11 protein-coding genes are annotated in these 13,076 nt (G+C 66.8%); 3 read left to right on the top strand and 8 right to left on the bottom strand.

The annotated features are described in order from the left end of the window. Positions 1 to 51 precede the first annotated feature (51 nt). The 5 genes from BOO69_RS14530 to BOO69_RS14510 all read right to left on the bottom strand — a co-directional run bounded on the left by BOO69_RS14530 (position 52) and on the right by BOO69_RS14510 (position 5,723). Positions 52 to 1,032, bottom strand: coding sequence for a zinc-dependent alcohol dehydrogenase (locus BOO69_RS14530; protein ID WP_071972827.1), 981 nt, complete (start codon positions 1,030 to 1,032; stop codon positions 52 to 54). Beyond that, positions 1,029 to 1,790 (bottom strand): SDR family NAD(P)-dependent oxidoreductase, encoded by a 762-nt coding sequence (locus BOO69_RS14525; protein ID WP_071972826.1) that lies wholly within the window; start codon positions 1,788 to 1,790, stop codon positions 1,029 to 1,031. The genes BOO69_RS14530 and BOO69_RS14525 overlap by 4 nt, the downstream gene beginning before the upstream one ends. Continuing rightward, complete coding sequence (hisD, locus tag BOO69_RS14520) at positions 1,783 to 3,090, bottom strand: histidinol dehydrogenase (protein WP_071972825.1); 1,308 nt, start codon at positions 3,088 to 3,090, stop codon at positions 1,783 to 1,785. The genes BOO69_RS14525 and hisD overlap by 8 nt, the downstream gene beginning before the upstream one ends. Positions 3,091 to 3,425: 335 nt before the next feature. Further along, positions 3,426 to 4,700, bottom strand: a complete 1,275-nt coding sequence (gene tviB, locus BOO69_RS14515; protein ID WP_071972824.1) for a Vi polysaccharide biosynthesis UDP-N-acetylglucosamine C-6 dehydrogenase TviB — start codon at positions 4,698 to 4,700, stop codon at positions 3,426 to 3,428. Positions 4,701 to 4,709: 9 nt separating this feature from the next. After that, positions 4,710 to 5,723, bottom strand: coding sequence for an NAD-dependent epimerase/dehydratase family protein (locus BOO69_RS14510; protein WP_071972823.1), 1,014 nt, complete (start codon positions 5,721 to 5,723; stop codon positions 4,710 to 4,712). Between the two features lie 277 nt (positions 5,724 to 6,000). Between BOO69_RS14510 and BOO69_RS14505 the strand changes: the two genes are divergently transcribed. From BOO69_RS14505 to BOO69_RS14495, 3 genes are all read left to right on the top strand, one after another. Continuing rightward, a complete protein-coding gene (locus BOO69_RS14505) occupies positions 6,001 to 7,020 on the top strand; it encodes an ABC transporter substrate-binding protein (protein ID WP_071973838.1) in 1,020 nt (339 codons plus the stop codon). A gap of 61 nt (positions 7,021 to 7,081) precedes the next feature. Beyond that, positions 7,082 to 7,849, top strand: coding sequence for an ABC transporter ATP-binding protein (locus tag BOO69_RS14500; RefSeq protein ID WP_071972822.1), 768 nt, complete (start codon positions 7,082 to 7,084; stop codon positions 7,847 to 7,849). Further along, positions 7,842 to 8,651 (top strand): ABC transporter permease, encoded by an 810-nt coding sequence (locus tag BOO69_RS14495; RefSeq protein ID WP_071972821.1) that lies wholly within the window; start codon positions 7,842 to 7,844, stop codon positions 8,649 to 8,651. Before BOO69_RS14500 ends, BOO69_RS14495 begins: the two co-directional genes overlap by 8 nt. Here the strand turns inward: BOO69_RS14495 and BOO69_RS14490 are convergent. The 3 genes from BOO69_RS14490 to BOO69_RS23095 all read right to left on the bottom strand — a co-directional run bounded on the left by BOO69_RS14490 (position 8,648) and on the right by BOO69_RS23095 (position 13,054). Continuing rightward, on the bottom strand, positions 8,648 to 9,142 hold the full coding sequence (locus BOO69_RS14490; protein WP_071972820.1) for a hypothetical protein: 495 nt from the start codon (positions 9,140 to 9,142) through the stop codon (positions 8,648 to 8,650). The two genes, BOO69_RS14495 and BOO69_RS14490, sit on opposite strands and share 4 nt — an antisense overlap. After that, positions 9,129 to 11,294, bottom strand: a complete 2,166-nt coding sequence (locus BOO69_RS14485; protein ID WP_083545538.1) for an efflux RND transporter permease subunit — start codon at positions 11,292 to 11,294, stop codon at positions 9,129 to 9,131. The genes BOO69_RS14490 and BOO69_RS14485 overlap by 14 nt, the downstream gene beginning before the upstream one ends. Before the next feature lie 218 nt (positions 11,295 to 11,512). Beyond that, positions 11,513 to 13,054 carry a calcium-binding protein gene (locus BOO69_RS23095; protein WP_071972819.1) on the bottom strand — a complete coding sequence of 514 codons (1,542 nt, stop codon included), beginning with the start codon at positions 13,052 to 13,054 and terminating at the stop codon, positions 11,513 to 11,515. Positions 13,055 to 13,076 lie beyond the last annotated feature (22 nt).

Below are 13,076 nucleotides of genomic sequence, written 5' to 3'. Positions count from 1 at the left end.
CGCGGTGCGGGGGAGCGGCGACGTTCGGCACCGGCGTCGATGCGTGGTCGGTCAGGCCCATGGCAGCAGCACGATCTTTGGCGCGGCGACCTCGCCCGCTCGCAGGGCGCGAAAGGCGCATGGCCCGGCCGCAAGCGGGCGCGTCTCGGCCCAGTCCAGCGGACCGAAGCGACCGTCGAAGATGGCCTGGGCGGTGTCTCGGAAATCCCTGGCGGTATAGGTGTAGGTGCCGATGAAGCTGATCTCCTGCAGGGTGATGCGCCGGACATCGAGCCCGCCCGTATCCTCGCCCAGACCGACGTGCACGATGACGCCGCCCGGTTCGGCGACCGCCGAGGCTTCCGCACGGGTCGCGGCGTATCCCACCGCATCGACGACGAGGGGGAACGCGCCGATCGCACGCTCCGTCACGGTCTGGCCACAGCGGGCGGCAAGGGTGGCCCTGCGGGCCGCGTTCGGCTCCGCGATCGTGACATCCGGCACGCCCATGGCTTTGAGCGCAAGTGCCACGCCAAGGCCGATCGCGCCGCCGCCGATCACCAGCGCACGGCCCTGCCTGGACGAATGCAGGGCCTCCAGCGCCAGCCGCGCGGCGTGCCAGCCGACGGCAAGCGGTTCCGCAAGGGCGGCCATGACCAGCGGTATCTCATCCGGCACCGTTACCAGGTTCCGCTCGGGCATGGCCACGTATTGGGCAAAGGCCCCCGCACGCGGCGGCATCGAGATGATCTGCCGCGCGGGGCAGAGGTTTTCCCGTCCGCACAGGCAGGCGGCACAGTCGCCACAGGTGACCAGCGGATTGATCGTGACGCGGCGCCCCTCCTGCGCGCCGCCGACGACGATACCCGCCGCCTCGTGCCCGAGGATCAGGGGCGGGGGGCGACGCGCGTCATGTCCGAGGTAGGCATGCATGTCCGACCCGCAGATCCCGACAGCTTCGACGCGCACCAGAAGTTCGTTCTCGGCCGGCCTTGGGTCGGGCACGTCCCGCAGGGCGAGGTTTTCCAGCGCTTCGTAGACCAAAGCCTTCATTTCGCGGTGAACCCCCCGTCGACCATCAGCACCTGACCGGTCACATAGGCCGACGCCTCCGAACAGAGGAACAGCAACGGCCCGTCGAGGTCCGCCATCCGGCCATTCCGCCCGATGCAGGTCTGGGCGGCATTGCGCGCGGCACGGTCCTGATCTTCAAAGACCGCCCGGGTCAGTTCGGTCGGAAAGAAGCCCGGTCCGATCGCGTTCGCGGTAATGCCGTGGGGGGACCATGCTTCGGCCATCGCGCGGGTGAGCTGGCCGACCCCGCCCTTGCTGGCGCCGTAGGCGATGCCGCCCGGAAAGGCGCGGGTGGTCTGCAAGGAGGCGAAGTTGACGATCCGGCCCCAGCCCCGGCTTTTCATCGCCGGAACCAGCGCCTGCGACAGGAAGAAGGGCGTGCCGAGGTTCAGCGCCAGTGTCCGGTCCCAGCCCGCGCCGGTCACCTCGTCCGCCGGCTGCCGGGTATTCACGCCTGCCGCATGGACGACGATATCAGGCGGCCCGAACAGCGCACTGACCGTTTCGGCAAGGCCCGGCAGCGCGTCCCGGTCGGAGAGGTCCGCCACCGCGACCGCGGCCTGCGCGCCGATTTCGTCCTTCAGCGCCGCCAGCGCATCGGGCCGCCGCGCCACGCCAACCACACGGGCCCCCGCCGCCGCGAGGGTAAGCGCCGCCTGCCGGCCCAGGCCGCTGCTGGCGCCGGTGACCAGCGCGACACGACCCGAGAGGTCGAACAGGGCGCGTGGGTCAGCCATGGGGCGTCAGGTCGAAATTCTCGCCCGGGAAATACTTGGCCAGCCGCACGTCCGCCGCGCGGGCATGCCCTTCCATGCCCTCGAGCCTCGAAATGCGCGCGGTCGCCAGCGCCACCGGCCTGGATCCTTCGCGCGTCGACCGCTGCCACGTCACGATCTTCATGTACTTGTGGACCGAAAGTCCGCCCGTGTAGCTTGCGGCGCCCGAGGTCGGCAGCACGTGGTTCGTGCCCGTCGCCTTGTCGCCGTAGGAGACGGTGGTTTCCTCGCCCAGGAACAGCGACCCGTAGCAGGTCAGCCGTTCGAGCCACCAGTCCAGATCCTCGGCCTGAACGGTAAGGTGTTCCGGCGCATATGCGTCGGAGCAGGCCGCCATCTCTTCGCGGTTGGAGCACAGGATGACCTCGGCGTAGTCGCGCCAGGCGGCAAAGGCGTTGTCCCGGTTCACCTCCGGCAGATCGTCGATGAGACCCGGCACCAGTTCCATGACCTTTTCCGCCAGCGCGCGATCGTCCGTCACCAGCCAGACCGGCGAGTTGTAGCCATGCTCCGCCTGGCTGACGAGATCGGTGGCGACGACGACCGGATCCGCCTGCGCATCGGCGAGGATCAGGCTGTCGGTGGGCCCGGCGATCATGTCGATGCCGACACGGCCGAAGAGGATCCGCTTGGCCTCAGCCACGAACTGGTTGCCCGGCCCGACGAGGATGTTGGCACGCGGCAGGCCGAACAGGCCGAAGGTCATCGCGGCGACACCCTGCACACCGCCCATCGCCATGATCTGATCGGCGCCGCCGATATGGGCCGCATAGACGATGGCCGGGGCCACGCCGACGCCGGGCCGCGGCGGCGAGCAGGCCGTGATGTGACGGCAGCCCGCGACCTTGGCGGTGGTCACCGTCATGATGGCGCTGGCAATATGGCTGTAGCGTCCGCCCGGCACGTAGCAGCCCGCCGCATCCACCGGGATCGCCCGCTGACCCGCGACCAGCCCCGGCACGATCTCGATCTCCATGTCCGAAACGGTGCTTTTCTGCTTCTCCGCGAAACGCTTCACGTTGTCATGGGCAAAGCGAATGTCCGCTTTCAGCTTTTCCGGGACCAGCGCGCAGGCCGCTTCGATCTCTTCCGCGGTCAACAGGACGTTGCCTTCGTAGCGGTCGAACTTGGCCGCGTATTCCATGGCCTTGGCATCGCCGCCTGCCTCGATCTCGGCCAGGATCGTCCTGACGGTCTCGTGCACTTCCGGTGCGTCGGATTTCGCGGTCAGCGTCGCTTTCTTGAGATAGGTACGGCCCATGGGAGTTCCTGATTGCAGATTTCGAAAATCGGCATCTTCGGGAAAGCCGGCGTCCGGTCGACCGGTCAGCGAGCGCCCCGGCGATGCCTGCCAGTTGTCTCTGTTTATATGTGCATCCGAAGCGAACGCTGCGTCAATGCATGTCATGCCAATTCTGGCGCTATCCTCATGACTCCAGAGTGCAGATTAAGAAAAGTGAAATAAGCGCATCGAGATCGCAGAATGTGCCGGGGGATGGCGCGCGGATTTGGACGGGCACATGCCCGTCTGCCGGGACGCGCACGGGATCCCGAGCCCGGAGCGCCGCCCACGGCGCGGGCCGGTCGAACGGGCTGTCAGACCCTGAGGTCGCTGTCGCCGGGTCCGAAGACGCTCTTGATATCGTAGAAAACCTGCGCGCTTTTCCCGTAGGCGCGCAGGGCGGCGGGGCCTTGCGTGGCGAATTCGGTATGGGCCACCGCCAGCACAACCGCGTCGTAGCTGCCATGGGCCGGGGTCGCGACCATGTCGAGCCCGAATTCGCGCCGCGCCTCCGCCGGGTCGACCCACGGGTCGTGCACGTCCACCTCGGCGCCGTAGTCTTCGAGTTCGCGGATCAGATCGATCACGCGCGTGTTGCGCAGATCGGGGCAGTTTTCCTTGAACGTCAGGCCCAGCACCAGCACCCGCGCCCCGCCGATGGCGATGTCGCGCTTGATCATGGCCTTGACCAGCTGCCCGGCCATGTAGGCGCCCATCCCGTCGTTCAGCCGCCGCCCGGCGAGGATGATCTGCGGATCGTAGCCCAGCTGTTCGGCCTTGTGGGTGAGGTAATAGGGATCGACACCGATGCAGTGGCCGCCGACCAGACCGGGCTTGAAGGGCAGGAAGTTCCACTTGGTTCCCGCCGCGCGTAGCACCGCGTCCGTGTCCAGCCCCATGCGGCCAAAGATGATGGCAAGCTCGTTCATCAGCGCGATGTTCAGGTCGCGCTGGGTGTTCTCGATCACCTTGGCGGCTTCGGCCACGCGGATGCTTTCAGCCTTGTAGGTCCCGGCGGTGATGATCTGCGCATAGAGCGCGTCGACCCGCTCCGCCGCTTCCGGGGTCGACCCGGCGGTCACCTTGCGGATGTCGGGCAGCCGGTGCAGCTTGTCGCCGGGATTGATCCGCTCGGGGCTGTAGCCGCAGAAGAAATCCACGTTGAAGCGCAGGCCGGAGCCGCGTTCGAGGATCGGCACGCAGTCTTCCTCGGTCGCTCCGGGATAGACCGTGCTTTCAAAGATCACGAGGTCGCCGGGTTTCAGCACCCGGCTGACGGTATCCGCCGCACCGCGCAGCGGGCCCAGATCGGGACGCTTGTGGGCGTCGATGGGGGTGGGGACGGTCACGATGTACATGGTGCAATCCGCGATCCGCGCGGGATCGTCGGCAAAGCTCAGGTGGCGCGCTTCGGACAGTTCCTCGGCCGAGGTTTCGCGCGTCCGGTCGCGGCCCGCCCGCAGGTCGGCGATCCGGTCGGCGCTGATATCGAAACCGACCACGGGGCGCTGGCGGCCGAATGCCACCGCAAGCGGCAGCCCGACGTAGCCCAGTCCGATGATCGCGATCTTTTCGGTTGCTGTGGCCATCGTGGCGCCCTATCTGCCGTAGTAATCGCGGAACCAGGCCACGAACTGCGCGATGCCGTCGCGCACGTCGGTGTGCGGCTGGTAGCCGGTGAGGTTGCGCAGAAGGTCCGCGTTGGCCCAGGTTGCGGGCACGTCGCCGGTCTGCATGGGCATGTAGTTGCGCTTCGCCTCGATCCCCAGTTCGGCCTCGATCGCGTCGATGAAGTCCAGCAGGCGCACCTTCTGGGAATTGCCGATGTTCACCACCCGGAAAGGCGCCACCGGTGACAGGCTGTCCCAGTCGGGAATGTCGTCCTTGCTGGCCGGGCGCCGCGGCACCGCGTCCATCAGCAGCATGATGCCGCGCACCAGATCGTCCACGAAAGTGAAGTCGCGGAACATGTCGCCGTGGTTGTAGATGTCGATGGGCCGGCCGTCGAGAATGGCATCCACGAACTTGAACAACGCCAGATCGGGCCGCCCCCATGTGCCGTAGACCGTGAAGAACCGGAACATCGTCGTCGGCAGATCGTGAAGGTGGGCGTAGGCGTGGCCCATGTTCTCGTTCGCCTTCTTGGTCGCGGCATAGATGGTCAGCTGTGTCTCGGTCCGGTCCATCTCGGCGAAAGGCATTTCTTCGTTGGCACCGTAGACCGAAGATGTCGAGGCCATCAGCAGGTGCCCGACCTTCAGCTTGCGGGCCGCCTCCATCACGTTGAAGGTGCCGATCACGTTGCTGTCGAGATAGGCGCGCGGGTTTTCCAGCGAATAGCGGACGCCGGCCTGACCGGCGAGGTGCACGATGATCTCGGGCTGGAACTTCTCTGCCACGGACCACAACAGGTCCGCGTCCTCCAGCTTGCCAACGGTGGCCGAGAACGCCGGGTTCTCCAGCAGCATTTCGTGGCGCTTTTCCTTCAGCGTCACGTCATAGTAATCGGTCAGCGCGTCGTAGCCCTGCACCTCGAACCCAGCCGCAAGCAGGCTCCGGGCGAGGTGGAAGCCGATGAAACCGGCGGTGCCCGTGACCAGCACGCGGGTCATGGTGCAAAGCCGGAACGGAAAGGGGGCGAAGAAAATGCGATCAAGGCGACACCTGACAGGCGTAAGGGTTTCGACTCTGCCAAGGCGGCGGGGCCGCGGCGCGGCGGTCCCCGGAAATTAGGCATCCGCACCCCGTTTACAACCCGCGGCGCGGCGAACACAAGCGCAAGGCTGGCATGTGCGCAGCGGGCAGGGGGCGCTGGCAACCTTGCAAAAGGGGCCCCGGACCGACAATGATGCCCGGACATTCGCAGACAGATCAGATCGGGAGGACATCATGGTCAACTTCAACAGGCGCCAGACCTTGGGGATGCTGGGGGCCGCCACGGCCACCGGGCTCGCCGCACCGGCCATTGCGCAGAACAAGAAGATCGTCGTGGGCGCGCTGCGCTTCACCTCGCATGCCGCCAGCTTCATCGCCGTGGAGCGCAACTATTTCGCCGACGCCGGGCTGGACGTGGAACTGCGTTTTTTCCAGGCCGCGCAACCGATGGCGGTGGCCATCGCCTCGGGTGACGTCGACTACGCCGTGACCGCGATCTCGGGCGGTCTGATCTCGCTGGCGGACAAGGGCGCGATCAAGGTGATCGGCGGCGGGCTGAGCGAAGAGCCGGGGATCGACGGGCAGAAGATCCTGGCCTCCGACGCCGCATTCCAGGCGGGCATGACATCTCCGGCCGACATGGACGGCAAGAAATTCGGCATGTCCACCGCCGGGTCGTCGTTCCACTACATGGGGTCCAAGGTGGCCGAGGCCGAGGGGATCGAGTTGTCCTTCACCCCGCTGCAGAAGGTGGGTGCCATCATCGGCGCGCTGAAGTCGGGCCAGATCGACGCATGGTCGATCGTGCCGCATATCGCGAAGCCCCTTGCCGGGTCCGGTGCGGTGCACATCATCGGCAACATCTCGGACTATCTGCCGAACTATCAGGTCACCACGGTCTTCACCTCGACCGACAATGCGGAAAACCAGCGCGACCAGACCGCCGCCTTCCTTGAGGGCTTCGGCAAGGGCGTGAGCGACTACAACAGCACCATGATCGAGAACGCCGAAGGGCAGGAGGGTGTGGACCGGATGGTGGAGCTGATCCACAAGTACGTCTATACCGACCAGCCGCTGGAAAAGGCGTCGACGTCGATCATCAACGGCACCATGCGCCTGAACGAAGGCGCGAAGCTGAACCTCGCCTCGATCCGCGACCAGCTCGAATGGTTCCAGTCCGAAGGATTGGTCGATGGCGGTATCGGCATGGACACCCTGGTGGACACCAGCTACGTCGAGACCTACGAGGCCTGAGGCTGCAATGCCCGGCGGCATTTCAGTGCCGCCGGGCCAGTGACTACCGGGACAGTTGCGCATGGACATCCGACTGGACGCGATCAGCCATAGCTATGGCGACACGGAGGTGTTGCGCGACATCTCGCTGGAGATTCCCAGCGGGCGCATCGTCTGTCTTGTCGGGCCGTCCGGCTGCGGCAAGTCCACGCTGCTGCGGCTGATCGGGGGGCTGGAACGGCCCGTAGCGGGCCGTGTCCTGCAACTGGGTGCGCCGCCCGAAGGGTGTCTAAACCCGCTGACCTACGTGTTCCAGGACTTCGCCCTGCTGCCATGGCGCAGCGTGCGCGGCAACGTGTCTCTGGTGCTGGAAGATCACGGTATCCGCGGGCACCGGGCCGATGCGATCATCGCCGACGTGCTGGCGCGCACCCGCCTGAGCGATTTCGCGGATGCCTTGCCGCGCCAGTTGTCGGGCGGCATGAAGCAGCGCGTGGCCATCGCGCGGGCGCTGGCGGTCGACCCCGCCGTGATGCTGATGGACGAGCCCCTGTCGGCGCTCGACAGCCAGACCCGCGAACTGCTGATGGACGACCTCATCGCGCTGTGGACGCGCCAGCCCTTCACATCGGTCTACGTCACGCACAACCTGGCCGAAGCGGTGCGGCTGGGGCACCGCATCGTCGTTCTGTCGCGCCGGCCCGGCCAGATCCGCGAGGTGGTCGAGATCGACAAGCCACTGTCCGAACGCGGCTTTGCCGATGCGGACCTCGAACGGACACAGAAACACCTGTGGGACCTCATGCGCGAGGAAGCCCGCGCGGCGGACGAGGAATTGCTGGATGTCTGATGCGCAGTTGAACGCCCCCGCCACCGAAGTCCGGTTTCGCGGCGGCGGTTTCGCCCCGTCGGCCCGTCGCGGTGTCGGGGCCGCCGTGTTCGTCGTGCTGATCCTGCTGATCGAGGTCGGTACGCGGCAGGGATGGATCTCCGCGCTGACGCTGCCGCGTCCTTCCGACGTGCTGGCGACCTTCGGTGAGCTCTGGCAATCCGGCATGCTGTTCAAGCATCTGCTGCCCTCGCTGGGCCGCCTTGCGGTGGGGGCGGCGATCGGCGCCGGTGTCGGCATCGCGGTCGGCGTGATGATCGGCCTGTTCTCCTACGTCCGGGCGGGGCTGGTGCCGCTGGTCGCGGCGCTTTTCCCTATTCCCAAGATCGCGTTGCTGCCGCTTTTCGTGATCTGGTTCGGCATCGATGAGGCGTCGAAATACGCGCTGATCGCTTTCGGAACCTTCACCCCCACCGTGGTTGCCACCTACGGTGCGGTGGACAATGTCGATCGGTCGCTGATCCGCATGGGGCAGAGCTTTGGCCTCAGCTGGCTGTCGATCGTGCGCAAGATCGTTCTGCCCGGCGCCATGCCCGGCATCCTTTCGGGGCTGCGCATCTCGCTCGCCATCGCCATCATCCTGCTTGTCGCCGCCGAGATGCTGGGCGCGGAATACGGGATCGGCGCCTACATCCTCGAAGCGGGATCGCTGTATGACCTTGAGCGGCTGTTCGCCGGCGTGGTGATCCTGTCTCTGCTGGGGGTCACGATCAGCGCGATCATCGGGCAGGTGGAGCGACGCCTGCTGCGCTGGCGGTCCTAGCGCGAGAAGGTCAGGTCGGCCATGCCCACTTCGGGCTGCCCGGTGTGAACGGAGCGCAGCGTCAGACCATCCCCCGTCAGCTCCCACGTGGCCGCCTGTGAAATGTCGGCGCCCGTATCGGGATCGCTTGCGCTGAAAGTCATGCGCAGGCCGTGATCCGTCGTCCGTCCGGTGACCGGGACGCTGCCGATGCCGTCCGGATTGAACCACCGCCCCGAGACGCGGTCGGAACCGTCGCGGCTCGACAAGCGCCCCGCAAGGGTCAGCTGCCGCCCGGGCACGGCGCATCTTCCGTTGATCGACAACTCCCCGGCGTCCTCGTCGTAGCGGTTCTCGATCCGGCAGCGGACGGTTTCCTGTGGACCCTGCGGGGTCTGCCGGGCCCAGCCAGACCCCTGCCAAGCCCCGGCCATGTCGGCCAGTGGATCGGCGGCGGCGGCGGTCGCAAGAACGGCAAGGACGATTGCGGTCAGCGTCTTAACGGGCACCATGATGGTCGGCCTTTCGCAGGAGGAGGAGGGCAGGCAATAACAGTAGGTCGCACAACAGCGCGGTCCAGAGCGTCAGGATCATCATCCCGCCGAACAGCCGGATCGGAAAGAAGTCCGAAATTGCGGTCACGCCAAGGCCCGCGGTCAACAGGACCGTCGTCATCACCATGACTTGCCCGGCGGACCGGGCGGCAGTCTCGACCGCTTCCGCCGAGCTTTTGCCCGTCCTTCGAGCCTCGCGATACCGGTTCAGGAAATGCACGGAATCGTCGATCGCGATGCCGAACGCGATGGTCAGGGCAAGCACCGCGGTGGGCGTAAGCTGCCCCCCGGCCCAGATCATCAGCGATCCCCCCGTCACCATCAGCGGCAGGAGATTGGGCACAAGCAGCAGGGCGAAGATTCTCGGGGACCGGAACGCCAGCGCCACGATCAGCGTGCCGCCCACCGCCGCGAGCAGCAGCCCGAGGGAGAGTTGCGAGATCAGGTGGACGGCCTCGTGCCGCATGAGCGCGGGAAGGCCGATGACCCGCGCCGCACCGGCCGAAAACGCCGCCGCCTCGAGCGCATCGAACCGTGCAAGGCTCTGCCGGTTTCGCATCGGTTCCGGCGTGGAGACGAAAAGGCGGTATCCGCCATCGGCCGTTTCAAGGCGCCCCAAGGTCCCGGCGGGCAGGCTGCCGAGCAGCTGTGCATCGGGCGGCGCGTCGACCGATCCGGCCCACCGCGCCACGTCGGCCTGCGACAGCACGGCCTGCGGACCGGCGACGGCGGACAGCGCCCGGTCGGCCCGCAGCAGCGTTTCCCAGTCGTCCGGGACCTCGACGACCATCTGGAACACGCCGCCGAAGTCTTTCGCGATGGCGTCGTTCGCCGCCAGCGTCGCACTTTGCCTTGGCAGGTTCTGGTACAGCGGGAACCACGGCGTGTTCTGCAGGTACGCCCCTGTCGAGACGACCAGCAGGGCCAGCGCGGCGAGAGTGACCGCCAGCGGACGCCGCGCCGCCGCCGCGCAAAGCGTCAGGGCAACGCGCCCCGTCGCCGCTGCCGGGGTTCCCGTGCCCGGCGGCAGGACGCGCCCGAGCAGGGCAAAGATCACGAGGGTCAGGGAAAGGCACATCAGGGCGCCGGTCGCGCCCAGGACGGCGAATTCGAACAGTTGGTCGTTGCCGGTTACCATGATGCCGGCAAATGCCGCCGCCGTGGTCAGCCCGGTCAGGGCGCAGGCCGGGCCGATGTTCCGGATCGTGTCTTCGACGTCTTGGCCGGAGGTCTTGAGGTGGCCTGCGAGGTGCACGCCGTCGGCGACGCCCAGCACCAGCAGCAGCAGCGGCACGACGTTGCTGAGGACGGTGACCGGATAGCCCAGCCAGACCGACAACGCCAGGACGGCGGCCGCGCTGCACAGCGCAGGCACGACCGCAAGCAGCGCCATCCGCGGATCGCGCATCAGCACCAGTGCCGCGAGAACGACCAGCAGCCCGCCCCAGAGGTTCAGCGAAACCAGATCGGTCTTGAGGCCGCCCACGATCTCGGCGCTGATCGCGTCCTCTCCGGTCAGGGTCAGGCGGGTGTCCTCGGGCAGACCACCGGCAAAGGTCTCGCGCAGGGCGGCCAGAGTTTCGGCCAGCGGCTGCCGGCCGGAGGCGACGTCGATCACCATCAGCAGCGCGGTCCGGTCCGGGTTGATCAGTGTCGGCAGCCCGGTTTCCAGCGCGTCGAACCGCGCCAGCCTTTCCGGGTAGTCCGGACCGATCGTCGGGCCGAACAGCGGCGTGCCCCGCGCCGTGCCCTCCTCCGGCGGCAAGCGGAGGGCGAAGGGCGACGCCACCCCGGTAACCCCTTCGACAAATTCGAGATCGAGCGAAATGTCCCTCAGCCCCGACAGGTCGTCGGGGGAAAAGGGTCGCGCGCCCTGCAGCAGGGCGATGACCTGCGAGGAGGGGGTGCCGAGTTCGGCCTCGTAAGTCCGCTGTGCCTGTGCGAGCGCGCTGTCCGACATGAACGCCCGGTTGATGTCATCGTCGAAGCGCACATGCGGAACGCTGAAGGCCACGAGGACGAGAAACGCGGCAACAAGCGCCGTCGCGAGCCGGGGAAACCGCAACGCGAGCAGGCCAATCCGCTCCGTTCCGAAACCGATGCTCCGCATGTGCTAGGGCCGCCGCAGCGAAGCGGCGCGCCTGTGCTGCCGGTCCGGTAGGCTGTTCTCCACGCCGGTCATAATCTTCCTTCGGAAACGTGCGATCCGGCCACCGCGCGGTGGCTTGCAGCATAGCTAGCCTGCGCCACCCGAAGGTCGACCGCCGCGACCGGGTTGAAGGCATCCTTTGCGCATCCCGGGAAAACGCCCGGCACCGGCGGCTTTCGCTAGAAGATGAAATCGCCTGCGTCGAGGTCGGCCAGGTCCACCGACCAGAGCGTGATCCGAAGCCCGTCGCCGGCGGTGATGACCACGTTCGTGTCCTCTTGCACCATGTGGTTCGCAAGGAGATCGGCGAAATCCGTGACGTCGGTCACGCCCGAGAGGTCGATCGTCTCGAACGGATTGGTCGCTTCGAAATCCTCGATCGTGTCGTTGCCGTCGCCATCGACGAAGACAAAGCAGTCGGCATTGAAATTGCCGGTCAGCAGGTCGTCACCCGCGCCGCCGAGGATCCGGTCGAACCCGGTGCCGCCCATGATCCGGTCGTCGCCCGTGCCGCCTTCCAGCGTGTCGTTCCCGCTGTCCCCGAAAAGGGCATCGTCGCCGTCACCGCCGAACAGGCGGTCCGCCTCTTCGCCGCCGAACATCCTGTCGGCGCCCGCGTTACCCCAGAGGTTGTCCACCCCCGCGCCGCCCGAAACGGTATCGTTGCCGGTGCCACCATGAAGCTGGTCGGCATGGTTGCCGCCGTCGATCCAGTCGTCTCCCGCGCCGCCGAAGATCGTGTCGAACCCGCCCCAGCCGTCCAGGGTGTCATTGCCGCTGCCACCGTCCATGAAATCGTTGCCGGTTCCCGCCCGCAGCAGATCGGAGCCGTCACCGCCCCAGAGGTGATCGTCCCCGTCCTCTCCATAGAGCACGTCGTTGTCGAGCCCCCCGGCGATGGAGTCCCGCCCGGTGCCGCCGAAGATGGTGTCATTGCCGGTGGCCCCGTCCACGACATCATCGCCGCCGTTGGCGCGGATCAGTTCGTCCGCGGCGGTGCTGCCTTCGGCTTCCTGCCCCTGCACGTTGCCGCGGATGTACTCCGGCGTCTCGAACCCGTGGAACCCGTCGTCGCTGTGGACCACGTTGCGGATGCGCAGGTGCTGACCCTCGTAGTGGGTGAAGGGAACGAAATTGACCTCGTTGTGATAGGCGACCTCGGTGATGTCTTCGGGCGCCGGAACGTTGACGAAATGCAATTCCGAGCCGCCGTTCCGCGACCCGTCCAGCGCGTAGAAGATGTTGTCCCCGATCTGCAGGAACTGTTGCGGGCCAAGGCCCAGTCCTTCGGCGCTCGTGGGGTCGCCGGAGGATCGGAAGCTCACGATGCGCACCGTCACGGTGCTCCCGTCGGGCAGGGTGACGGACGCGGGCAGGGCGTTGAGGTCGATCGCCGTGCCTTCGATCGTGATCGTGTCGCGGGTGGGTTCGAAATCATTGAGCCGCCCCACGATCGGGACGTCGACCATGTGCACGTTGGTGAAGTTGAAGGTGTCGGCGCCCTCGCCGCCATAGACGTGGTGACCGTGCCGGCCAAGGTTGTTCCGCAGGTCGAGGTTGAACAGGTCGTCCCCGATGTCGCCGCGCATGTGGATCTGGCCAAATTCCTCGACCGAGGCGGTCAGCGTGTCGTCGCCATGGGTCCCGTTGAGGTGCCCCATCCCGGATGCATGGATCTCGTCGACGATACCCGGCGTCCGGACGTCAGTGAAGGGGGGCATCGGTGGCAGCTCCTGAATATGA

Source organism: Sulfitobacter alexandrii (assembly GCF_001886735.1).
Lineage (GTDB): Bacteria > Pseudomonadota > Alphaproteobacteria > Rhodobacterales > Rhodobacteraceae > Sulfitobacter > Sulfitobacter alexandrii.
Note: the sequence above shows the minus strand (reverse complement) of the source record. Positions and strands in the feature narration are given on the sequence as shown.